The following is a 23,122-nucleotide window of genomic DNA, read 5'->3' as shown; positions in this document are numbered from 1 at the left end:
GGTAATTTTTTCAGAAGAGATTATAAGTAAGACCCAACATGTACTCCGTACCGCGGCGATAACTTCTCCTGACGTACTTTGTTCCATAATATTTACCACCCGTACCAGGATTGCTGTACACTTCTTCAAAGGCACTGTTCAGCAGGTTTTTGGCGAATCCTTTTATCACCAGCCGCTTTGCCAGCTTCTGGCTAAACACCAGGTCCAGCACCGGCGTAGGCCGGCTGTAGAGGTCAGGTGCGCCGTCCATATTCACCTGTATCAGCCGCTCTCCCACCATGTTGAATGTGGCGGTGAAATCAGTCCCCCATTGCTCGTTGGCATAGTTCAGGAAGCCATTCACTGAATAAGGGGCCTGTTCAAACAACGGGCTTTTTTCGGGCGACTGGCGATCAATGATCCTTGCAGCATCCAGGCGCTCATTGTTCTTGTCCACATTGCTGGAGGCTATCATCAGGTTAGAGCCCAGGAAGAAATGTTGCAGCGGGCGCCAGAGCAATCCCAGGTTCTTTACTACTTCCAGCTCTATGCCCCACACATGACCGGTATTGGGGTTATTCTGGTAAGCAATGGTGGGAAATTCAGGATAGGTCGCTTTAACGCCATCAGAGTTCTGTATAAAAACTTTCTCCAGCTGGCTATTGATTTCCTTCGCAAAAAATGAGGCGGCCAGCACTTCTCCCTTGTTAGGAAACCATTCCCAACGGAAATCGTAGCTTTTTGTCTGCTGGTTCACCAGGTGAGGATTACCCACTACCAATGCCTGCTGGAAAGGATCGAATTCAAAAACATTTGTCAACTCCCGTATCTCCGGGCGCGCGAGTGATGTACCATAGGCCAGGCGGAAATTCATAACATCATGCAGGGAGTAAGTGAGGTTAGCAGAATAATAGGGTTTGTAACCTGAAATATATTTGGATACCGGGTCAGTATACACTAGGTTGATCCCACCTTCAGAAAGCGATGGATCGATATAAACACCGGCTGTATCTATCTTGCTTTGGATATTCGTTTTCTCAAAACGCACGCCACCGGCTAAACGCAGGTTCTTCATCAGGTACAGGTCCAGCATGCCATAAAAGGCATTCGTTTCATAAAAGCCGGTGTAGTTATTAGGTGATTTCCTGATGTTATATAAAAAGCCACTCGCCAGCGGTGTTCCCTCCGGTGAGGTGGCAGTAGGGAGATGGATGCCTACCTGGTCATATCCAACCAACCGGTCCAGGTTACCATATACCTGGTACATGGGATATTGCTTCAGTGTAGAAAAGTTAGATCCGGGCAGGGATAATACATTTTCACTGAAATCCCGCTCGCGGTACAGGTAGTTCACCCCTACTTTAAACACCTGGTCCAACCCACGGATGCCGAATGGCAGACTTACATCGGCCTTGTAATTGTAGTTAGTTTCTGTCATCCCGCGGAAGCGGCGCCCGTTAGGGTCTGCCTGTATCTTACCATAGGGGCCGAAGCCGTTTACATAGCCGGATACCTGTGCATAATAATCGGTGACGCCGATGTAACTGGTGCCGTTAACATCCGGAACAGGCGACTGGTAATATCCGCCGCCTGCAGGCCGGTAATCAGCGAGGTTGATGAAACGGTAGTCGGGGTCATCTTGCGTTGACTTCGACGAAGCGCCGTTATAACTCAGGCGAGGCGCATATTTGCCATCGCCGAATTTATGCTCTCCCTGAAGATTATAGGTATTGAAGGTGCGATACGTTTGTTTCAGCGAATAGATGTTGCTGTAAACAGGTCCGTTAAGCCCCGTTACATACGCATACTGTCCACTAAGACTGGTGGCCTGCGTTTCTCCTCCGCGGCTGCCCATGTACTGAAAACTGATTTCATGGTTGGGATTAAATCGATAGGCCAGTCCACCGAGTAAACCGTAGCTGAGTGTTTGTGTGCCGGTGTTTTCTTTATATCCTACATACTTTCCCAGGTTGGGCGTATTGGGTGTGATATAGGCCGGTATGTTGCGGGATTCATCAATCACCGGGTTACCGGTCATTACGCCCTGGTAAATACTGTACTGGTTCAATGTTCCGTCTGCCACATCGGTGGTGCGGTTATAGTAGCTGCCGCTGAGAATCAATCCCAGCTTATGTTGTTTAAAAACGGAAAAAGAATTGCCATAGGTAATGTTATAGATACCATTTAGCGGCGCTCTTTTATAGCGGGTGGTCAGCACCGGGTCAAAGTGATGCATGATACCATTGATACGATCGATTTCGGTGAGTAATGCCGGATCATTTTTTGCAGCGGCCGCCAGTTGCTGAATCTGAGACAACCCGCCAGGGTATTGCTTATTCAGGTCCATGAACGCGGGTTGCAAGTCATGTTCCTTAATTTTATTACCCCAAAAACCCATATCACTGTTATAGAAGCTGTTCACCTTACCTCCTAGTCCTACGTTAGCATTGAGTCCCGTTTGCGCGGTAAAGCTCAGTGTTTGTTTTGTAGGAATCGACAATGTTTTCAGTTCCACTATACCACCGGAAGCATCTGCGGGTTTGTCGGGCGTCATCGTTTTGTATACCACGATATTATCCAGCAGGTTGGCGGGTACCAGGTCGAGTGGAATGGTGCTCCTGTCGGGGTCTGAGGAGGCCAGGCGTATGCCATTCAGTTGGCCGATTACGCTACGGTCGCCGAGTCCGCGTACCGCCACATATTTATCGTCAGTTACGGTAACGCCGGACACCCGCTGCAGGGCCTGCGTGGTGGTGATGCTGGCTGTTTTCTCAATATTTTCTGCAGAGATACCATCCGATACCGTAGCGGCATGTTGTCTTTCATTGAGCAATGCTACTTCGCTGTTCATCCGGCGGCGGGAGGATACGGTAACACCGGATAAAGTGCGGTTATCCGGCATCATCTTCAGGTCCATGGCCGTGTGGGTGTTGGCGGTGATCACCTGGCTGGCGTAGCCCGCGCGGGAAAATATGAGCAGGTCGTGCGCCGCTTTTCCCTGTAGCGTGAAATCGCCGTTGCCATCTGTGGTGGCGGACACATGGCTTTCCTGTGCATATATTTCCACATAGGGTACCGGCTTGTGGTTATGGGCATCTGTAATATGTCCTTTAAAGAGATACAACGCCATGGTATCGCCATTCACCGGTGCTGGCGCCGTGGTTACCTGTACGGAAATGTTGTTTCCCGACACCCGGAAATCCAATGGCGCCATAGCCTTGAGCTGCTGCAAGGCCGTACCGAGAGGGCCTTTGGACTGGAAAGTATTTATTTTTATTCTTCCCAGTTCTGCCGCGGTATAGTAGAATGAGCATCCCGACTGTTGCCCCAGAGAAGTGATGATCACGAGGGCAGTGGTATGTTCCACCCGGAGATCCACTTTTTGTTTAAGGCCGCCCCATTGTGCCTGGCAGGTATATACCTGCGGCAGGAACAATATAGTCAATAGCATAGCCTTAAGGAACCGGCGCTGTGCCGGTTTCTTTCTAATCTTATGATCCATTTTTAAACTAGTTGAATAAGGGTGTAGTTACCGCTTGTTTATATATACAATTCCGTTTTTAGTGGTATACTTCAGTTTGTGTATGAAAAGGATATTATCCAATACTGTTTGCCATTTATCGGGACTGAAATCACCGGTTACTCTTTTATGTTTTACGAGCTCCTTATCGTACTGCAGGGTAATGCCATATTTGTAGGCGAAGCGGTCGAGCACATCTGCCAGGGGCAATTCTTCAAATATCAGGTGGCCGTTCAGCCAATTACGTATCATGTTGGAAGAGAAGGATACCACGCCCCATTTCTTATTTCCTTTCGAGTAGCGTAACATTTCATTGGGATGCAACAGCGTGTAATGGTTGGTATGCATATCTTTCACTGCTACGGCGCCATCTACCAGGGCTACCCTGATTTCTGCTTCACCCGGGTATGTTTCTATATTAAAACTGGTACCCAATACCTGGGTAGCTATATTTTCTGAGATGACAATAAAAGGGCGCGTATCATCTTTGGTAATTTCAAAATACCCTTCACCCGTAAGGCGCACCTGGCGGTGCACTTTGTTAAACTCATCAGCGATATATTCCAGTTTGGAGCGGGCATTCAGCCATACGGCCGATCCATCGGGGAGCTGTATATGTTTGGCATCCTTCCCGGTAGCGGCGATAGTGACATACACTGGTTCCTTGCGGCCTTTACGGGTATTGGTTAATAAAAACCAGGACAAAAAGGCGAATACCACTGCTGCTGCCGCCACTTTCCAGATGGTCAATAATTTTACCGTCTTTTTAACGGGTGGAGGAGGCACCGCAGCTGGCGGCGTGGCCATTACGCGGTACAGCATCTCCTGCTTTGCGGCCTGCAATCTTTCTGCCGACATCGTAGTGTCGGAGATATCCATCGCTATCATCCAGCGCCGAACTAGTTCTTGCTCGGTATCGCTGGCCGTTCCTTTAAAAACGCGGTCGAGTATATCTCCTGGTATTTGTTGATCTTGCGCCATACATATAGTTAGAGCACAACATTGAAAAAGTCCCGGGTAGTTTGGGTTAAGGAATTGTTACCAGATTTAATCCTCCAGGAACAGCAGGATAACAGGTAGTAAAGCAGTAGCGGGATAAGAGCCGGCAAAATCTTTCAGGCGGCGCATGGCATCGCTCAGCTGATTTTTAACCGTCTTGGGTGCAACAGCATATAAGTGGGCAATTTCTTCGATCGATTTATTTTCATAGCGGCTCATGACAAATATCTGTTTCATGCGTTCCGGCATCCGGTCGAGTTCGGCCATGATTGCGATATTAATGGCCTCCAGTTCTGCTTCCATCTCCCCAACATTAAAATGCGAATCAAGGCTTTCCTCATTTTCCAGGTAGGTCCTGAAATGGAGCAGGTGTTTTTCATTCAATCCCCGGGACCGTAAAAAATTGAATATCCGGTAGTACAAACAGGTGATTAAAAAAGGTTTCGCAGTGGGCGTATCCAGTTGCAGTGTAGGAAACTGCTGCCATACATAAGTAAAGGTATCCTGCACAATGTCCATCGCATCGGGGGCATAGCCTATCTTCTTATTGGCGATCCCGAAAAGGGTATCCCAATAGGTCAGGTAAATGTCCTTAAATAAATCGTGTGATACTGAAGATTCCATGGGCTGATAGTACGGCAAAAGTAAAATAGTTGCGGTAACAGGTGTAGCCCGGGTATGTTATCAATTTATTAAGTGGGAGCAGTGGTATTGATGGGGCGTGATACCCTCCTATAGATGAGCATCACGCCATTGCATTAAATTATTTTTCACCAGCTTAAAGTAGCCAGCACATCCTCATCGGTATCATCATTAGGATCGCTGGGGTTAGGCTGAATGCTGGCGGTTAAGCGGTATTGATCGCCTGCCTGTAAAGTGACCGTAGTAGTTCTGTAAGTGGCTTCACCGGGCCAGGTAGTAAAGCGCTGGTAAGTCCCTTTTGTCAGGTTTTCAAAAGTCACATATGGTTGCTTTACGCTGTGCCACAGTGGGATGTTCAGGGTCAGGGTGGCGGTTCCACCGGTGGTAGCGGTAAATACCTGGCTTCTGTAAGGATCGTTCGGTTGGTCATCTTTTTTGGCGGCAACAAATACGTATCCCCGGGCTTTTTCTTTAGCTTCACTATCATCCAGTGTAGATGTTGTGGAACGATTTCCAGCGCTGGATTGTGCCTGTAAATTAAAAGAGGCGAACAGTACGACGCACAGGGAAAGGATTTTTACGGTGTTTTGCATGTGGTTTGGGTTTTATATTCAGGTAATCAAATGACAGGTGTTCACTTACAAGGTTTTCCGGGCATCGGCACGAACGGTTCGGGATATGCTACCACTATGCAGGTAAATATAATGTGAAATTCAATCAGGCGTACCTGTTATATGGTGGGATAATGATTTGTTAATCTTTCTTCAAAACCTATTAACCACTAAGACAAAACCGCCTCCTTTAAATGCAATGCCCCCAAAAAGCTATATGCTTTTTGGGGGCATTACCTTTCCTTTATGCGGTTTCATTTGCCTAAGCGCGCGTTTTCTTCAGCTTCACCTCCACTTTTTCTCCGGGCTTATTCACCGTCACCACCTTCTTCACCACCGCGCTGGTACCCGTGCTATAGTTCCTGTTCACCGTATTGGCGGAGGTTCCCTGGAACATGCCATTGATATAGTGATCGGTATAACCAGTCACTTCTGTTTGGCTATAGCTATGATCGTAACCAAATTCGGTATATAGCAGGTATTCACCGGGCATGAGGTTTACAAATTCGAAGTGCCCTTCATCGTCATACACACGGGTGCTTTTGATACATTGTGCCGCTTCATCCAGCAGGGCAATACCTTCCCGGCCCTTTTTGCGTTGGGATTCATTTACCTTGACCCATTCCTTGAAATAATCGTTGTAAGGAATGAGGATCACCTGGGTGCCGCGGGGCGCCACCTGTTTGGCCTGGATGTTCATCACCTGCATCTTGGACCATACCGTACCATTATCATTAAAATCGCGGGCAAATACCTGCCCGGAAATAATGGAGTTACCCCCTTTTACCATTTTCATGGTAAGATCTTTATCGAAAGGTGCTTTCACAGAGTTGAAATCTGTTTCCGTGTCCACCATCCTGATTTGCTGACCGTTAGACCACATATCTACCTGCCACAGGCGCCGGGTTTGTTTATCGATGTAGGAAACAGATCTTTCGTCGGTAGCCGGCTCCACTACGGTCACTTCCCACACATCATGTTTGCCGGTGTATTTGCTCACCCAGCTGCTGTTTTTCACTTCTTCCACCACGGCCTTTTTCAGGTTCTCTTTATTTTCCGGTTTGTATTCATACACGGGCAAATCGGTGCTGTAGCCGGAAGTCAGCGGCAACAGTGATAAGAGGAAGGGATACGTATAGCTGTCGATGAAGTACTGGTTGCCCGGCTCCTTGATCTGGGTTTTTGCCTTCGTTTTCTTATCTACATAATACCCGGTAACATCGTTCCCGAAGTGCAGCACCATATCTTTCAGGGTGCTGTGAGAGGCACGGTAAACGGGCTTAAAGTTGTTCAGGTTAGAGATGGCGGTATCTTTCCATTCTTCCAGCCCTGCCAGTGCGGTGTTGGTGGTTAAGGTCAGCTTATCGCCGGCCGTATTGATATCAATAGTAAAAGTACCGATGACCGATGCATCGCTGCCGTTAACGGAATAACAGGCAAGGGTATACTTTCCATTCTTCAGCAGTTTACTATCAAATTTATCCTGTGCCTGAGCAGGTGCGGCGATAGCGGTAAAGAGCAGAGAAGCCGCGGCTAGCAGGATGGGTTTACGAAAATGAAAAAGCATAGTTGTGATCTTTTATCTGACAACACAAAAATAGGTGATTTTGTAAGTACGGCATATACCGGGTTAACGGGAATCAAATCTACTGGTTTTTCAGTAGATAAGATGAGGAACAATAAACTTACCGGCCATCTAAAATATTTAAGCTGCAATTTATGACCGGTATAAATCGCCTCTTTCGCATGTCAAAGAAAATATACCTATCTGTTCTTCTTCGCTTGTGTATCAAAGTTGGATATTGTGTAGGCAAAGACGATCTTCTCCTGTATGATAAATCGAATGCAGGGCGCTACCTGGAGAAAGGGATCAAAGCCAATCCGGAGCATAAACGGGCAAAAGCATTGCTAGGGCAATTATAATTTCCGGCCTTTCTCATCATTAGGATAGTCGCAATTAACCCTTTAATTTGTCGCATACCCCCTCCTTACAAATCCCATTTTCCTTTCATCTTTGTGCTATCAAAAGTTAGCTAGCATACCTGATAAATGGAGCAGCCACCATTTCAAAAAACGGGCGGAACCGAAAAGCCAGATGAGTAGGAACCAAAAGAATATGATATGTCAAACAATACTGTTTCATTACACAGAATGCTGAAAGCCTCTCCGGAAAAAGTTTACCGCGCATTTACGGATGCCCTTGCGATTGCTTCCTGGTTACCTCCTTACGGCTTCCTTTGTACCGTTCATGAAATGGATGTGAAAGTGGGTGGTACTTTTAAGATGTCGTTCCACAACTTTTCTACCGGTAATGGCCATTCATTCGGCGGCAATTACCTGGAGCTCAAACCTAATGAGTTTTTGAAGTATTCTGATAAATTTGATGATCCTAATCTTCCGGGAGAAATGATCACATCCGTATCACTCCGGAAAACGATCGCTGGTACAGAAATAAAGATTACCCAAGAAGGTATCCCCGCTGTGATACCTGTAGAAATGTGCTACCTGGGCTGGCAGGAATCCCTGGAAAAGCTTACCAAACTGGTAGAACCAGAAATACCAGATGCCTGATCCCATATAATATACTAACCCGGTTAAAGCCGCGTAAAGCGGGCAATTTAAGCGGCTTTAACCAGGTTACTATTTAGTGGGTACAACTCTTTCAAAGATCTCTACACTTACTTCATCCCCTGCTATTTTACCTAAGGTTTTGCGAAGTTTCGCATTCACTCCCATCAGGTGCGTACCATCGTTGACCGGCAGGAAGGAATTTTCGAAGGGGTGACCATCTATCCTGCCACGAACTTTTACGGAGCGCCTGGTGCCAAAAGTATTTCCAACCCCATCCCAGACGATATAAGTCCATGCACCCTGACCTGGCCCCGTTTGCAGCTTTGCATGAATCCTGATGTTTAGTTTTTGTGCCATAACATTCCTTTTAAGATTTCAGAAAACCGGTTAAGACTGACAGCACCACCTCTGCCGCCGGCATATGATCCTGGCCTTTCAACATCGTATAGGCGGCGCCGGGAATGGCTGTATTCAATTGCAGGGCCACGGACTGAATAGACTCCGGGCTCTTTTCTCCCACGATGATTTGCGTGGGTGTGGTAAGCGCGGCGGCCTCCTGTACCGGCGGTAAATGGCTGGCCAGGGTGGTATCATAAGCAAGCGTAGGCGCCAGATCAGTCATGATTTGCCAGTCGGGATACAGGCTGTCAAATGCTTCCCGGGGAATACCTATGCCTTCCAGGAATCCCGTGATAGCTTCCTCGTTTTTACCCTCTTCCAGGAGTTGATACAGCCCTTCGCTAAGCGTTTTAAACTCTTCCAGGTAGACAGGGTCGTGCGAATAGGCAGCGTCATACATGACCAGTTTATCCACCTTATTGCCCAGGGTCATTGCTGCTTTTAGCGCCAGGATAGCGCCGGAAGAGTGTCCATACAGGTAAGCCCGGCCGCCGGCTGCATCGATCATCGCTTCAATATCTTCTATCTCACGGTCCACGGCATATGGCAGGGTGTTACCACTATCGCCCCGTCCGCGGCGATCATAGTTGTATACTGTAAATTCTTCCGAAAAAACCGATGCGTCATATAACACAGGTTTAAATTCCCGGTAACAGGTAGCCCCGGTAATTAAGATCAGGGCCGGGCCTTTGCCTGTTACATTATAGGCCAGCTTTGTTCCATCTTTAGATAGTGTTGTTTTCATCGTGATTTGTTTTTGATGTAATGCAACACAAAGATAGCCGGGCAACTGGGGGTGGCTTTGTTCAAAAGCCGGCTTGAATGGTATATTTACCTGTTATACTGGTTCCTGAACTCCAGGGGCGTAGCGCCTACATGTTTCTTAAAGAACTTATTAAAATTAGCGGGATCGGAGAAGTTAAGCTGATAGCAGATTTCAGAGATATCCAGGTTAGTATACAGCACCAGTGACTTTGCTTCCGCAATGATCCGCTGGTGAATAAGGAGCAGGGCATTGTTGCCGGTGGTATTTTTTATATACTCGGAAAGATACTTGGGTGTAATAGAAAGCATTTCCGCATATTCATTCACGGTACGTTTTTCTATATAGTTGTCGCTAACAAGCTGCAGGAACTGTTTTAGTAAAATAGATTCCGGCTGGGTGAGCCGCTCCTGCTGCTGGGTAAGTTGTACAAAATTCTTTAACTGGTATAAGGTGGCCAGTATCTTCAGGCTGGCTACAGTATGTTGTTTATCGTCCGATTTTTCGTAGGCTGCATAAATATCTTCGAACGACAGGGCAAACTCCCGATATTTCTCTTGCGTCAATTCAAAGAAATGGGTCTTCTGTACATCAAAAAAGGGAAATTGCTTTTCGAAATCAGGTCTAAAAAAGGAAAAGCAGGGCAGCTTGAAATACATCAGGTATCCATAAGCATATTCTGTACGATAAAAGCTGGACAGCAGTCCTGGCGCCTGAAAAACAAGGGTGCTATTCATGCGCATCTCGTTCATATTATCGTACACGATTTTTGATTGGCCAACTCCATCCAGCAGCGCCATAAAATAAAATGATCTTCTGAAGGGTGGCTTGTAGAATTTTTTAACGTCCTCACCTTTGTTTACCCGGAAACAAAACAGGTTGGGATCATTTGTTCGATCGGGAAATGGTGTACTGGCAAAGAATTCATTGATATCATCATAAAAAGGAATCACACCTTTGGAATGGGCCATTATTGCTGGATGTTTTTCTAATGAAAGATAGGCCGGCAAATAGTTGTCTGCCGGACTATCTGAAGATAAGAAAAATATAAAGAAGGTGGGAGGAGAGAGATATGATGATTACTTATTGGGCTAATAATTCAGTTCCTGCCAACCAGTATGCTGCAGCCAGCCGGAGGCCGCTCATATCCTGAGTACTGTCGGCCACCCATACCATTATGCCATCAGGACGTATCAACGCGGCGCTGATGCCTAACCGGTCTTCTGCTGGCCCGGTGATATACCTGATTCCTTCATCCTGCGCCCATGTTTTGAGTGCGGCATTTTCATCAAAATCGAGCAGTATCCATTGGCCATCGCGCATGAATGCGCCCATGCGGGCGCCGTCTTCAAATGCGAAGTCAGGAACGCTGTGTCCGGCCAGTGGGTGGCCCTCCATCGGGTAATGCGTGAAAACGCCCCATATCCTGCCGGCGATGTAGGTGGCACCGTCGCGGGTATTGACCAGGTCCTGCATGATGGCATACATGGCGCGTGCTCCCCGTTCCGGCTTCATAATGGCCACCTGGGCTCTCGACCACTCCAGTACCTGGGCGCCAATAGGATGCCGTTCGGTATAATAAGTATCCAACAAGCCTTCCGGCGCGCGTCCCTGGATGGCGGCCGCGAGCTTCCAACCCAGGTTCATAGCATCGCCAAGGCCCAGGTTAAGCCCCTGCCCACCTAAAGGCGAATGAATATGCGCGGCATCGCCGGCCAGCAACACACGGCCATTGCGATAGGCAGTGGCCTGCCGTGCCCGGTCGGTCCAGGTGGTAGCCATATGCAGAGCGGTGAGTGTAACATCAGTGCCTGAAATACGGCGCAGCACCGACTGCACATGCGCTAGCGTAATTGGCTGGCCCGATTGATGGAATGTGCCTCCGTCAAAATCCTGTATGCCAAAATAGCCTGGCTGTGATTGCAGGTATAAGCCGGTAGGCGTGAGATTGCGGCCGGGGCGGAGCTTCTCCGGATCGGCCATATCAACCTGGACAGAATAGCCCGTAAATTCAGGCTCTGTACCAGCAAAATCAAAGCCGCCGGCCTTGCGTACCACACTGCGGCTACCATCGCAGCCCACCAGCCATTTGCTGCGGAAGGATTGATCGCCTGCCTGAACAGTTACGCCACCGGCAGTTTGCCGAAAGCCGGTAACCGCCTGGCCACGCCTGATTTCCACGCCCAGCGCAAGTACACGGCGGGTCAATACAGTTTCCAGCTCCCGCATTTCTGTCAATAGATGTGTGCCTGGTGAGCCAGGCAGCACATGCTGCCATTGAGCTGTATCAATATTATTTTCGTAAAACGAGATGCCTGCAAAATGCCCCGCCTGGCGCGGCGGCGGTGGGCCTTGCGTAACAGCCGGCATGGCATGTGGATTTTTCACCCGTTTATGGAGTTCAAGTTCTTCCAGCAACCCACGACGGTAAAGGGCTTCAATAGTAGGCGCCGAGAGGCCACGTATACCAAAAGGAAATTGTTTTAATGGGGAATGCGGATCTTCTGACTTTTCCAATATCAGTACGGAGCATTTTGCCAGGGCCAGTTCACAGGCCAGGAATAGTCCTACAGGGCCGCCACCGGAAATGATGACATCGTAGTTAACAGGTGGCGCGGATTCCCGGTTTTCAAGTGTTGTGTTCATATAGCATGATTGAAACACAAAATTCCGGAAAGCTTACCTATCAGGATTGTATAAACGCGACAAAATCGTCGCTCACCTCCAGCTTCCTTTTCCTGGCCTTCCGCGCAAATGCGGCAGGCGTAACGCCGCTGTAGCGTTTAAACTCGCGGCTCAGGTGCGATTGGTCTGTATAGCCCATCTCCGCTGCCAACGCGGCAATATTCGATTCGGGGTAATGCCATAGGTGGTTTCGTACCTGCTCAAAGCGCATCAGGCCGGATACGTCTTTTATTGTATAGCCTGAAGATTGTTTAAACTTCCGTTCCAGCGTGCGTACCGTGGCATGCGCTGCCGAGGCGACCTGGCTTACCGGCAGTGTACCCTTGGCCTTGCTCATGGCCACCCCCGCTTTATACAACATACTGTCTACCGCGATATGCGACCGCGCCTCCAGGAAATACTGTTTCACCAGGGCAATCGCATCCACGATCTTACCTGCACGGATATACGCACTCAGCGACGATTGTAGCCTGGCAACAGGATGCTCAAACACATGTAGTCCGTATTTACCGGAAGGCAGGCCGAGCAAATCAAATACTGTCCATGGAAAACAGCGGACCGCAATAATTTCCAGGCAGTTTTTCGCATAAAATTGAACCGGCTGATTGAGCAGTCCCACCATAAACGGTGAAGGCAACGGTTGCAGGTTGCCGTCGTGCATAACGCTGCAGTCGCCTCCGAAATGAAAAATGATTTCTGCGTAGCCATCAGGCACGACCTCGAAACTGGTGGGTTGCGGGCCGAAGTCGTCGCGGTTATACCAGAAGCATTTAATAGCGTCTGATAGTTGTTCGGGTGGGGGGAATTCCTGGTGGTACATACTTTCTCGTTAAACAATGTTGTCCAAAGATACAAAAAACGGTGGGGCGCCATCATATTGCCAATAGTCGTAATCCACCTCCATATTGGCGCAAATCCCCCCGTATCAAACGCTCCATCCATTTTAACTTTGTTTCAAAAGTAAACATCATGAATACTATCAATGATACCATCAGCGGCTTAGAGCTGGCACAAATCGGGTGGGTAGTCCCCGACATCCATGCTGCTGTGCAATTCCTGGAAGGCGCCCTGGGTATTGCCGGTTTTCCTGCACCACAACATGTCCGTGCACAAGACCTGGATATGACCTACCACGGTAAGGTAGTAGCTGCCGATTGGCTCACCACGCAAACTTATAATGGTGGCACCTTCATAGAACTCGTTCAGCCGCTTTCGGGTCAAAGCATGTTCCATGACTACCTGGCCCAGCATCCTGCCGGCGGCACACAGCACCTGGCTTTTCGTTTGCCCATAAGCGGTTTTGAGCGGATCACCGATAGCTTACGTCAACAAGGCTTTGCTGTTATCAGTGAAGTAGATCATCCTATTGCCCGAATGGCTTTCTTTGATACCTATTCTACCCTTGGTGTGGCCACTGAAATTATGGGTATTACACCAGAAGGATGGAAGGCAATTGAGCAAATGGAAAAGGTAAAATGAGTTTGAGAGTTGTGCCGCAACCTGTGGCACAATTACAGGGTTAAAAGCCGGTAGACATTATTCAAATACTATCTCAAAAAATAGCTCTTCCGGTTGTTTTACCAAAAAGGCGAGCGCGTACTTATAAATATCCTCCTCAAAAAAAGAGGATGAAAAATCAACGCTGTTATTCATGCTGGGTTGGGTGGTATCTCCTGTAAGTCTAAAGCCATCTATTCCTAACAAATGGATTTTCTCTACCTGGCAGGCCAGAATGTACTCCATAGCATCACTCCTGGAGTAGAGATACAATCCACCTCTTTTCAATGCCCTTTCTGAAAATATTTGTGCTGTCTTATTCATAATATTATTTTATGGAGAAAACCCGCTTCTTACCTGCCAGGTAGCTTCAACCTGCTCAGCGTTTCCCTCGACACGCCAATATACGATGCCAGCAATGCCTTTGGCACCCGTTGAAAAAGTGAAGGATACAATTCAAACAACTGCCGGTATTTTTCTTCGGCATTATTGCTAAGTAACGAGAGTATGCGACGTTGCAACGCGATATAACCCAGGTTGGATTTTACCCTGAAAAAGTGTTCCATCTTATGCATTTCACCGCATAATTTATCTTTGTTTTCTTTGGTGATGCCCATTAACTCCGTATCTTCAAGACAGTCGGCAAATGTTGTAGCAGCCATGCCCGCCTGATACGCCATATAATCAGATACCCACCAGTCTTCCATGGCAAATTGCAGGATATGCATGCTGCTATCATCGTCCAGGACGTAGCATTTTATCAACCCTGACAATACAAAGTACTCGTAGTTTACATGGTCGCCCTGCTGTATAACAAATTGATGCTTTTTATATTTTCTGCTGATAAAAAAAGAGCGCACATATTCATATTCACTGTCTGTAAGTGATATAATCTTTTCTAATTGCTGCCGGAAAACCAACTCCATAATCGTCGTTTTATGTGATCTACCTCACATCAAAAGTGTGACCAGGCTCCTTTGAGGACTGGTCATCCTGTGGTGATCTTTGCACAAAATAAGAAAGTATGAAAACTATGACAAAAATAGTGGCCGGCGCATTGCTCCTACTCATAGCAGTAGCAGGATATGCCCAGCCATCTAACCAAAAAAAATCAGGTATGAAACAAAAATACGTACTGTTTGTGCTGAGCTCCACAAACAAAATAGCAGCTACCGGCCACCCTACCGGTACCTGGATAGAAGAATTTGCTACGCCCTACTACTCCCTGCTGGAGAAAGGCGTTAAGATTACGATTGCTACGCCACAGGGAGGAGCTGCGCCCATAGATCCGAAAAGCGAGCAGCCGGAATACATCACAGACAACGTAAAAAAGTTTAACCAGGATAAAGCAACACAGGAAAAATTAAAGCATACCGTTAAACTGGCCGACGTCGACGCAAGCAACTACGACGCCATATTCTACCCCGGGGGCCACGGTCCCACCTGGGACCTGCCGGACAACAAGGCATCAATCGCCCTCATCAACGCCTTCTTTGTCCAGGGTAAACCGGTAGCACTGGTGTGCCATGGCCCGGCGGCGCTGGTAAACGTGCAAACGGCCAATGGCGAGTTCCTGATCAAAGGCAAAAAAGTAGCCGGATTTACCAACAGTGAAGAACAGGCCGGGCAAACCACCGACGCGGTACCTTTTCCACTGGAAGATCGCCTGAAAGAACGGGGCGCTATTTATCAGAAGGGAGCAGACTGGCAACCATTTGCTGTCGCAGACGGTAAGCTGCTCACGGGGCAAAACCCTGCTTCCGCAGCAGCCGTGGCCGACCTGTTGTTAAAAGTATTATAGCACTAAAATGAGAAAAGCAGCCCGCAGTGGGCTGCTTTTCTCTGGGTTTATAACATATTCAGCATCCGAACAGCAAAAGATCTTTCCCATATATGCAATAAAAGCGGAAGAAATTAATATTTTTAGATAAACAGTGTAGCGCGGCAAACAAAACCCGGGGAAAATCTGTCAATAGTAAAACTATGAAGGCTGAGATATGAAATTGAACCTTACGCTTCCCATCTGGACGATCATAAGCCCTGTGCTGGCCTGGATCGCTTACTTTACTGCAGGCAATCAATCGGGCGCCCTTGCTTTTACTATCCTGGCTGTTATACTCATCGCCAGTGTACTCGCGGCCGTTCACCATGCGGAGGTGGTTGCCCATCGGGTAGGCGAACCTTTGGGTACGCTTATTCTCGCCCTGGCAGTTACTGTCATCGAAGTGGCATTGATTGTTTCCCTCATGTCTTCAGGTGGGCCAAAAACCGCTGCACTGGCCAGGGATACTGTTTTTGCCGCCATCATGATCATCCTTACCTTCATTATAGGCATCTGCATCCTGGTAGGAGGCGTAAAGTACCGGGAGCAATTTGTCACCAAACATGCTGCCACCTCGGCTTTGATGACATTGACCGCTATCCTGGTACTCACCCTGGTATTACCCAACTTTACCATCAGTAAACCCGGCCCGGAATATACCCAGGCACAGTTGGTTTTCGTGGCCGTAGTAAGTTTAATCCTTTACTCGAGCTTTATCATGATACAGTCGGTGCGCCATCGTGATTATTTCCTTCCCAAAGATGAAGACGGCAACCTGAGCGACGAAGACACCCATGCCCAACCTCCTACCCTCACCACTACGCTGACCAGCTTTGTCTTACTGGTAGTATGTTTGGGCGCAGTGGTACTATTAGCGAAAAAACTTTCGCCTTCCATTGAGACAGCTGTGGAATCTATCGGAGCGCCCAACTCCCTCGTGGGCGTGGTGATTGCACTGGTAGTATTATTGCCTGAATGCCTGGCAGCGGTGCGGGCTGCCAGGAAAAACCGCTTGCAGACCAGCATGAACCTGGCATTAGGCTCTGCCCTGGCAAGCATCGGACTCACTATTCCTTCTATCGCTATTTTCACGATGTTCAGTCATACGCAGGTGTTATTAGGTATCGACACCACCTCCATCGTTTTGCTGATACTCTCCATTTTCACGGTGTTACTTTCGTTTATCACCGGTAAAACGAATATGCTCTATGGGATTGTGTTGTTGACGATTTTTGCGGCTTATTTGTTTTTGACGGTTTTTCCGTGACAATACGCAAGTTATTTTAATATTAAATCATAACCCATCGGCTTTAAATCTAATTTACCTGGCTTACTATTGTAAGCAAGCGCCCTATTTAGATAAGTTTCTATTTGCAATAGAAGTGTCAAATTATCTATTATATTTTAATAAAATATCAGTTAATCCAATCCCAACAAGAAATGAAAAGGTATCTTCTCTTATTACCCGCATTTTTTATTATTTTCTGCTTTAATAGTTGTAAAAAAGATCCCCCCGCAAGTAACGATGCACAGGTCAAAAATGAAATTACAGCCTTAAAAGAGGAATTTATCTCCCATAATTACTCAACCAAGTTGCGACAAAAAAACGGAGATTCATTAGAGTTGAACCTAGTACCACGGTGGGATTCTGCCTATAGAAAAAACAACATTGATTCTATTATCTACTATTTCATCCCCCTTCAGCCACAATTAAGAAACAGGTCAGGGAAACACTTATATCTATCGGAGATTAATAACAGACAATTTCTTTTGGTAAGAAAAACACCCAAAGGGAATGAATTTACAAAGGCTGTCTATACCAGAAAAATTATCAAGTCTATTTCAGACTGGGATTTCGTCAATAATTTCACTGGAACCTTAAAAATTGAGAGTTATAATACAGGGAAAGCATTTGTTTATGAGTATATAAATGGCAATATTCTAAAGCATCCTAATCCAGGAAAAGCTACGACAGAAGGATATATACAACAATGTCATACCGAATACGAATGCCATTGGGGAGCATTATGCCCTGCAACATATGCCTACAACGGGAACATCATGTGATCCACCAACTCCATTAACAATGAGTGATTGCTATAGCTCCGGCCCCACGGATATACCATTTCAACTAATTAATTCTGTTCCGATTCAAGTTTGCCAAACAGTGTGGGTAGATGACCCTGTTCCTCCTGGAACAGGAGGAGGCAGTACCTCTAATGTGATAAACGATGTCATTAATAACCTGACAAGCCCATGCTTCATAAATGTATTGCATAACGTAAACAGCGGAACACTTCAAAATCAGGTCTCTAAAATTCTTAAAGACATTTTTAACCAGACAGATAAACTAAATGTCCGTTTTTATGAAGATAAGCTTGATGACAAGATTGATGGAGATACCAATGCCTCTCCAGTAGTTAGTAATGGCGTGACAACCTTGAATATAGATATCACCTTGAATAATAAATTGATTACTACATTTCATTCATCCCAAGAGTATATTGCTGCTACTATCTTACATGAAGTACTCCATGCTTATTTCAGAGCAAAGGGAAGTAATCCGCTTGTTGATCATAATGATATGGGATTATTCTATATTGACAATATGGCCGGTGGTATTAAAGAAGTATTTCCCGGCATAAGCGATGACGATGCAAGAGCATTATCTTGGGGAGGAGTACAGGAGTCATATGCATGGGCTCAATTGATTAAGAATTCTCCAACAAATGCCAATAAAATAATAGATACTAATCAAAAGTATAGAACTTCAGCTTCTGGAACAAAATGCAATTGATATGAAAATTGATTCAAAAAAAAATCTATTGATCTGCCTTCTATTGCTACCTGTATTTCTATTTGGACAAAACAGAAAGACTAAAGAAGAAATCATCCGCCCGTTTCTAAGAGAATTTAAGCTTCCCCGTGATATGGCGGATTGCACAACTTTTTTTACTACAATAGAAATATCTATTAAAAGCAATAAAATTCAAGCAAATTTTGTATCTTCTAAAGGATGCCCGAAATCTTTGAGAGACGAAATAAAAAGATGTTTTGGTTTTTTGGATATTAAGCACTTAACGAAGGATTATTTCGGTATATCGCAAGGCACCAGCTATAATATTTTATTCCCCCTTGTTATCCATCCTGATCAATATTGTCCTGATTCCATTACTCCTCAAACATTCAGATCTATTTTAACTGACGGATTTGATATTCAAGTAAAGGGGCCAGTATATCTTATGGATGCCTTAATAATCGGAACAAGCAAGACAATTTCAAAAAATAACGTAATTCCTACAGTTCAACATTCAACATCCAGCCATAAGGCGAATTAGACAGAAAGCCTATTAAGCTAGTGTGAAGTTTATGTAATTATATAGTCTTCACATTAGCCGTGCCCTATTCTAATAAGCAATGTCCAGCAAATAATAGCCAGCAGGATTCCGGAAATAATCATCCATTTCCCGTGATTCCTGGTCTTAATAGAAAAGGCGGCTATGCGGGATCCATCGGGCAATGTTTTCTTAGTCAGGCGCACAAATGCTCCTATAAAGATACCCAGGAAGGATAAAACAAATGTAGCAGGAACTGGCGCAAATATTATCAAAGGAGAAAGGTAACCGATAAATAGCCAGATGCCGGGCAGGTCCTGCGGTTGAGAGAGTATTTCCAACCTGGTGTTCCTCAAAAGCGCTAATTGCTCCGGGGAATAGGAAATCCCTTGTTTTTCCAGCAGTTTCACGGCTAACGCGTAATCATAATCGCCCCATTCATCTTTTTTGATGACCACCTCTTCCAGCTCCTCTGTGGAAAAGGACAACAAGTAATAATCAGATGGTACATCTTCCAGGGATACGTTGATTTGGCTTTTCAGTAGCGCATCTGCCTGATCAAAATAATCAGCTGGAATTTTTACCAGGTGTCGCTGATCAAAGTTCTGACCCACATACATGCTATCGGTCAACAGTACTTCTTCTTCATATTGCACCGGAATGTGATGTGCCTCCAGGAGGGAAATAATTTCGGCAGCCTGCTCTGCTGCGTGAAACCTTTTAAAGGTGAGTAATGATTTCATAGGTATGCTATAGTGTTGTAAAGATACTGCTTCAACCTAATAATATCCTTATAACTCATTAACTTTATCCAAATCTTACACCGGAAAGGAAAAATAACAAATGACCCACTGGACCAGCGCTATCTGCGAAGCAAATAACATTAACATCCACTACACAAGAACCGGCGGCAACAAACCGCCTTTAATTTTACTGCACGGACTCATGACGAACGGCCTGTGCTGGACAAACCTGGCCCGCGCATTAGAGCAAGACTATGACGTGATCATGCCGGATGCCAGGGGACATGGCCAATCGAGTGTTCCTGACTATGGATACCAGTATGAAGACCATGCTAATGATGTAGCCGGATTAATAGGCGCCCTCAAACTGCCATCTCCCATTCTGCTCGGGCATTCCATGGGAGGCATGACCGCCGCCGTAGTGGCAAGCCGCAAACCTAATCTGCTCCGTGGCCTCATCTTAGCCGATCCTACCTTTCTAAGCCCGCAAGTTCAACAGGAAGTACGCGATAGCGACGTGGCCGAACAGCATCGGAAAATGCTGACATTGTCATTGGAAGAAGTGATGACAGCTGCGAGAATCAGGCACCCTAACCGGTCAGCCGAAACGATTGAGCTATTTGCCAAAGCGAGACTTCAAACCAGCATGGCCGCGTTTGATGTGCTCACACCACCGAACCCCGACTATAAAGAGTTAGTACAAAAAATTGACGTTCCGTGTATGTTAATATTTGGCGATAAAGGAGTGGTAACAACTGCCGTTGCGGAATCGTTGCAACAGCCGAACCCCGGACTTCGCGTGGAACAAATCCGGGAAGCGGGGCACAGTCTTCATATGGATCAGCCGGAGCGCTTTGCTGCCGCTGTCAGTGACTTCCTGCGATCAATTCGCTGTTCAATATAAGACAATAACTACACCATTGAATTTACTATATTTGTACTATTCCAACAATCACATTAAAAATCCACTTGTTTGTGCTCTATATTAGTGTAACGATTCTTGATTAAATAGGTTATTATAGCTATGTCCACGTCTGAAGATTCAGCCACTTTTTTAGCCAATGGTGATAAAGATCTATTTAACGATTTATATATACGGTATTGGGAAAAATTGTTCCTTGTTGCCAACAAGCACCTAAAAGATGCTGTGGCGGCCGAAGATGTGGTACACGACGTATTCCTGAGTTTATGGAATAACAGGAAAAAAGTAGCTATCCAACAGGTCGAGAACTATCTGGTTACGGCTGTCAAATACCAGGTGCTCACTCAAATAAAGAAAAAAGCCTATGCCCGCAAATATACCCGGGAGGCCGCTATGGATAGTGCAGCTGAGTTAGTGCCGGAAATCAGCCAGGTAGTGCACAACAAAAAAATATTGGAACTGCTGTATAAAGAAATTGACCAACTCCCCGAAAAATGCAGACTTATTTTCCAATATAGCCGGGAAGAAGGCATGACCTCAAAAGAGATAGCGCAAACGCTGAACATCAGTAAAAAAACAGTGGATAACCAAATCCACAAAGCATTGGAGCGCCTGAAGTTCCGGCTGAAGCACATGCTTTTTACGTTCCTGGGATAACAGGAAAGGCGCCGGTGCGCAGACTTCGCACCGGCACCTTGCTTTTCGCTTACCAGCCTAAGTTCTGCACCAGCTTCCCTCCTCCCTTGTCTATTTCTGATTGTGGGATTGGCATCAGATAATGCCGGTCCAGGAACACACGGGTTTGTATGGTAGTGAGCTTGTAAAATACCGCAACGCCTGCGGCTTCGCTATTGGGATCAAGTCCGGTACCCTGTAACTCTGCTGCCGTGGGCCGCGCATTCATACCATGTACGCTTCCATTGTCCACATTCTTTGCAATCAGCCAGCGGCGTACATTCCAGAAACGTTTTCCCTCAAAGGCAAACTCTACGCGCCATTCATTCTGAATCCGTTTCCGCATGCCTGCTTTGGTATTGTCGTTTGTGCCGCTCACCGGTAATGCCGGCATCGATACACGGGCCCTTACTTTGTTGATGACGTCATATACGTCCTGGTTGGGAGCGTCCAGGTATTCATTCATTGCTTCTGCATAAATAAGATAAATTTCCGCCAACCGGATGATCGGGAAATTCCGGTTACCATTTCCTGAGCCTCTCAGGTTCACGCCTGGATCACACCATTTTCTCATGTTATACCCGGTCTCGCAATTGGTGCCTGATTTGGGCCAACCGTCGGAAGCACCGCCATTATTACCGAAATAAGCATATCGCAATGGCCGCCGGTGATTAGCTGAATCCCAGTAAGCATACTGGAAATTGATGCTGGCATAAAAACGGGGATCCCTGTCTTTATACATATTGGAAATGTTGGCAGCCTGCCTGAATGTTTTCCCATCCCACAGCGGGCCATTCCAGAAACCATCTTTAGTATACCCGGAATTGGGATCTGTAATCGGCAACCCGTTTTTCATTTCATACGCATCCACCATTTCCTGTAGCACGCTAAATTTACCATATCCTCCGGCAGACTGGGCATCTTGTCCATTCGGCTGTATATTCTGGTCCAGATCCCTGGTAGAGCCCAGTAACAAGGGCAAGATGGTTTCTTTGTACTCACGTGAGAAGAACAATCGGGCGTAGTTGTCGATAGGATTCGTTGGATTGGGGTTATTTAATGCATACACGTTCATATCCAGTACCGCTTTCGCCGCGTCGGCGGCCTTCTTCCATTTTTCTTTGTCGTAAGCTTGTGGAAAAAGCTGCGTTCCATCTGTATTTTTTATACCGGCATACATTGTATTACCGTTCAATAAAGGGCTCGCCGCATATAGTAAAGTAATCGCTTTTAATGCCATCGCGCCACCACGAGTAATACGGCCCGTTTCCCCCGGATTATCGGTGTAGTCAATAGGCAAAGTGGGCGCTACCTGGTCCAGTTCCGTTACTATATAATTTACCACCGCATCAATCGGCTTCCTGATGTTCAGCTCATCAGGTACTTTCGCACTTACGTCGGTAACATCATCTCCCAGCAGAGGTACTGCGCCATAGGCCCGGAGCAGCTCAAAATATAATTTGGCCCTGAGAAAACGTACTTCCGCCTTGTACTGGGGAATACGGGTACTATAGTAATCTGCCCTGTCCTGGGGTATGGGAGTCTTATCGATATTTTTCAGGAAAATATTAGCTCTCCGGATAAACTGCCAGGCAGTGCCCCAGGTATCAAGGGAGTTGTCTGTTGGGCCCCAGGCACCGGAATTAAACTTTAGCTCCGGAACATTTTCCCAGTGGTTCTTGCACTCATCGGTACACGCCGCAAGGGTAGTATTGGTATAAATATTTGTGGAATTTGTACTTAATGACGTGTACATATTGGCCCAAGCCCGTTCCGCAGTGTTGATATTGTCGTAAATATCTTTCTCAGTAACCACCTCCTTGGGAACAACATCGAGATATTTCTTACAGGATATGGTTGCTATGCAAAACAACATTAGTCCGTAGTATAATAATTTGCGCATCATTTGTTGCTGATTTTAATGTAATCAAATAGCCAGTGCGGGAAACGTACAATTAT

Annotated in this window: 24 protein-coding genes; 10 read left to right on the top strand and 14 right to left on the bottom strand. The window is 46.4% G+C overall.

Features of this window, described 5'->3' with window-relative positions:
* Positions 1–10 precede the first annotated feature (10 nt).
* From HGH90_RS08685 to HGH90_RS08665, 5 genes are all read right to left on the bottom strand, one after another.
* A complete protein-coding gene (locus HGH90_RS08685) occupies positions 11–3,481 on the bottom strand; it encodes a carboxypeptidase-like regulatory domain-containing protein (RefSeq protein ID WP_211172600.1) in 3,471 nt (1,156 codons plus the stop codon).
* A 27-nt stretch (positions 3,482–3,508) separates the two neighbouring features.
* The gene (locus HGH90_RS08680) at positions 3,509–4,480 is read right to left on the bottom strand and encodes a FecR family protein (protein ID WP_168764382.1); all 972 of its coding nucleotides are present in this window, start codon (positions 4,478–4,480) and stop codon (positions 3,509–3,511) included.
* 66 nt (positions 4,481–4,546) lie between these two features.
* Positions 4,547–5,122, bottom strand: a complete 576-nt coding sequence (locus tag HGH90_RS08675; RefSeq protein ID WP_168764383.1) for a sigma-70 family RNA polymerase sigma factor — start codon at positions 5,120–5,122, stop codon at positions 4,547–4,549.
* Between the two features lie 146 nt (positions 5,123–5,268).
* Positions 5,269–5,733, bottom strand: a complete 465-nt coding sequence (locus HGH90_RS08670; protein ID WP_168764384.1) for a hypothetical protein — start codon at positions 5,731–5,733, stop codon at positions 5,269–5,271.
* Positions 5,734–6,013: 280 nt separating this feature from the next.
* Positions 6,014–7,318: a hypothetical protein gene (locus HGH90_RS08665; RefSeq protein WP_169190881.1), complete on the bottom strand. Its 1,305-nt coding sequence runs from the start codon at positions 7,316–7,318 to the stop codon at positions 6,014–6,016.
* 179 nt (positions 7,319–7,497) lie between these two features.
* Here HGH90_RS08665 and HGH90_RS08660 point away from each other — a divergent pair, with 179 nt between their 5' ends.
* Positions 7,498–7,674, top strand: coding sequence for a hypothetical protein (locus tag HGH90_RS08660; protein ID WP_169190880.1), 177 nt, complete (start codon positions 7,498–7,500; stop codon positions 7,672–7,674).
* Positions 7,675–7,872: 198 nt separating this feature from the next.
* Positions 7,873–8,322, top strand: coding sequence for an SRPBCC family protein (locus HGH90_RS08655; RefSeq protein WP_168764387.1), 450 nt, complete (start codon positions 7,873–7,875; stop codon positions 8,320–8,322).
* Positions 8,323–8,391: 69 nt separating this feature from the next.
* Here HGH90_RS08655 and HGH90_RS08650 read toward each other — a convergent pair whose 3' ends face one another.
* The 5 genes from HGH90_RS08650 to HGH90_RS08630 form a co-directional block, all read right to left on the bottom strand.
* The gene (locus HGH90_RS08650) at positions 8,392–8,679 is read right to left on the bottom strand and encodes a DUF1905 domain-containing protein (protein ID WP_168764388.1); all 288 of its coding nucleotides are present in this window, start codon (positions 8,677–8,679) and stop codon (positions 8,392–8,394) included.
* Between the two features lie 10 nt (positions 8,680–8,689).
* Complete coding sequence (locus tag HGH90_RS08645; RefSeq protein WP_168764389.1) at positions 8,690–9,466, bottom strand: alpha/beta fold hydrolase; 777 nt, start codon at positions 9,464–9,466, stop codon at positions 8,690–8,692.
* 86 nt (positions 9,467–9,552) lie between these two features.
* Entirely contained in the window at positions 9,553–10,455 is a 903-nt protein-coding gene (locus HGH90_RS08640; RefSeq protein ID WP_169190879.1) for a helix-turn-helix domain-containing protein, read from the bottom strand.
* Positions 10,456–10,567: 112 nt separating this feature from the next.
* Complete coding sequence (locus HGH90_RS08635) at positions 10,568–12,130, bottom strand: FAD-dependent monooxygenase (RefSeq protein WP_169190878.1); 1,563 nt, start codon at positions 12,128–12,130, stop codon at positions 10,568–10,570.
* A gap of 40 nt (positions 12,131–12,170) precedes the next feature.
* Positions 12,171–12,989 (bottom strand): helix-turn-helix domain-containing protein, encoded by an 819-nt coding sequence (locus HGH90_RS08630; RefSeq protein ID WP_168764392.1) that lies wholly within the window; start codon positions 12,987–12,989, stop codon positions 12,171–12,173.
* 149 nt (positions 12,990–13,138) lie between these two features.
* On the opposite strand from HGH90_RS08630, the gene HGH90_RS08625 reads away from it, so the two are divergent.
* Positions 13,139–13,648 carry a VOC family protein gene (locus HGH90_RS08625; RefSeq protein ID WP_168764393.1) on the top strand — a complete coding sequence of 170 codons (510 nt, stop codon included), beginning with the start codon at positions 13,139–13,141 and terminating at the stop codon, positions 13,646–13,648.
* A gap of 57 nt (positions 13,649–13,705) precedes the next feature.
* Here the strand turns inward: HGH90_RS08625 and HGH90_RS08620 are convergent, their stop codons facing one another.
* Positions 13,706–13,990 carry a hypothetical protein gene (locus HGH90_RS08620; protein ID WP_168764394.1) on the bottom strand — a complete coding sequence of 95 codons (285 nt, stop codon included), beginning with the start codon at positions 13,988–13,990 and terminating at the stop codon, positions 13,706–13,708.
* Positions 13,991–14,019: 29 nt separating this feature from the next.
* Positions 14,020–14,592, bottom strand: coding sequence for a Crp/Fnr family transcriptional regulator (locus tag HGH90_RS08615; protein ID WP_168764395.1), 573 nt, complete (start codon positions 14,590–14,592; stop codon positions 14,020–14,022).
* Between the two features lie 98 nt (positions 14,593–14,690).
* Between HGH90_RS08615 and HGH90_RS08610 the strand changes: the two genes are divergently transcribed.
* From HGH90_RS08610 to HGH90_RS08590, 5 genes are all read left to right on the top strand, one after another.
* Positions 14,691–15,467 (top strand): type 1 glutamine amidotransferase domain-containing protein, encoded by a 777-nt coding sequence (locus HGH90_RS08610; protein WP_211092970.1) that lies wholly within the window; start codon positions 14,691–14,693, stop codon positions 15,465–15,467.
* A 196-nt stretch (positions 15,468–15,663) separates the two neighbouring features.
* A complete protein-coding gene (locus tag HGH90_RS08605; protein WP_168764396.1) occupies positions 15,664–16,755 on the top strand; it encodes a calcium:proton antiporter in 1,092 nt (363 codons plus the stop codon).
* 173 nt (positions 16,756–16,928) lie between these two features.
* The gene (locus HGH90_RS08600; protein ID WP_168764397.1) at positions 16,929–17,555 is read left to right on the top strand and encodes a hypothetical protein; all 627 of its coding nucleotides are present in this window, start codon (positions 16,929–16,931) and stop codon (positions 17,553–17,555) included.
* 19 nt (positions 17,556–17,574) lie between these two features.
* Positions 17,575–18,285, top strand: a complete 711-nt coding sequence (locus HGH90_RS08595; protein WP_168764398.1) for a hypothetical protein — start codon at positions 17,575–17,577, stop codon at positions 18,283–18,285.
* Between the two features lies 1 nt (position 18,286).
* Positions 18,287–18,826 (top strand): hypothetical protein, encoded by a 540-nt coding sequence (locus HGH90_RS08590; RefSeq protein WP_168764399.1) that lies wholly within the window; start codon positions 18,287–18,289, stop codon positions 18,824–18,826.
* Between the two features lie 53 nt (positions 18,827–18,879).
* Here the strand turns inward: HGH90_RS08590 and HGH90_RS08585 are convergent, their stop codons facing one another.
* Positions 18,880–19,566, bottom strand: a complete 687-nt coding sequence (locus tag HGH90_RS08585) for a hypothetical protein (RefSeq protein ID WP_168764400.1) — start codon at positions 19,564–19,566, stop codon at positions 18,880–18,882.
* 100 nt (positions 19,567–19,666) lie between these two features.
* Between HGH90_RS08585 and HGH90_RS08580 the strand changes: the two genes are divergently transcribed.
* Complete coding sequence (locus HGH90_RS08580) at positions 19,667–20,470, top strand: alpha/beta fold hydrolase (protein WP_168764401.1); 804 nt, start codon at positions 19,667–19,669, stop codon at positions 20,468–20,470.
* Between the two features lie 120 nt (positions 20,471–20,590).
* Positions 20,591–21,145, top strand: a complete 555-nt coding sequence (locus tag HGH90_RS08575) for an RNA polymerase sigma factor (RefSeq protein WP_168764402.1) — start codon at positions 20,591–20,593, stop codon at positions 21,143–21,145.
* Positions 21,146–21,194: 49 nt separating this feature from the next.
* Here the strand turns inward: HGH90_RS08575 and HGH90_RS08570 are convergent, their stop codons facing one another.
* A complete protein-coding gene (locus tag HGH90_RS08570) occupies positions 21,195–23,069 on the bottom strand; it encodes a RagB/SusD family nutrient uptake outer membrane protein (protein ID WP_168764403.1) in 1,875 nt (624 codons plus the stop codon).
* Positions 23,070–23,122 lie beyond the last annotated feature (53 nt).

Origin of the sequence: Chitinophaga sp. Ak27 (assembly GCF_012726295.1) — a bacterium.
Lineage (GTDB): Bacteria > Bacteroidota > Bacteroidia > Chitinophagales > Chitinophagaceae > Chitinophaga.
Note: the sequence above shows the minus strand (reverse complement) of the source record. Positions and strands in the feature narration are given on the sequence as shown.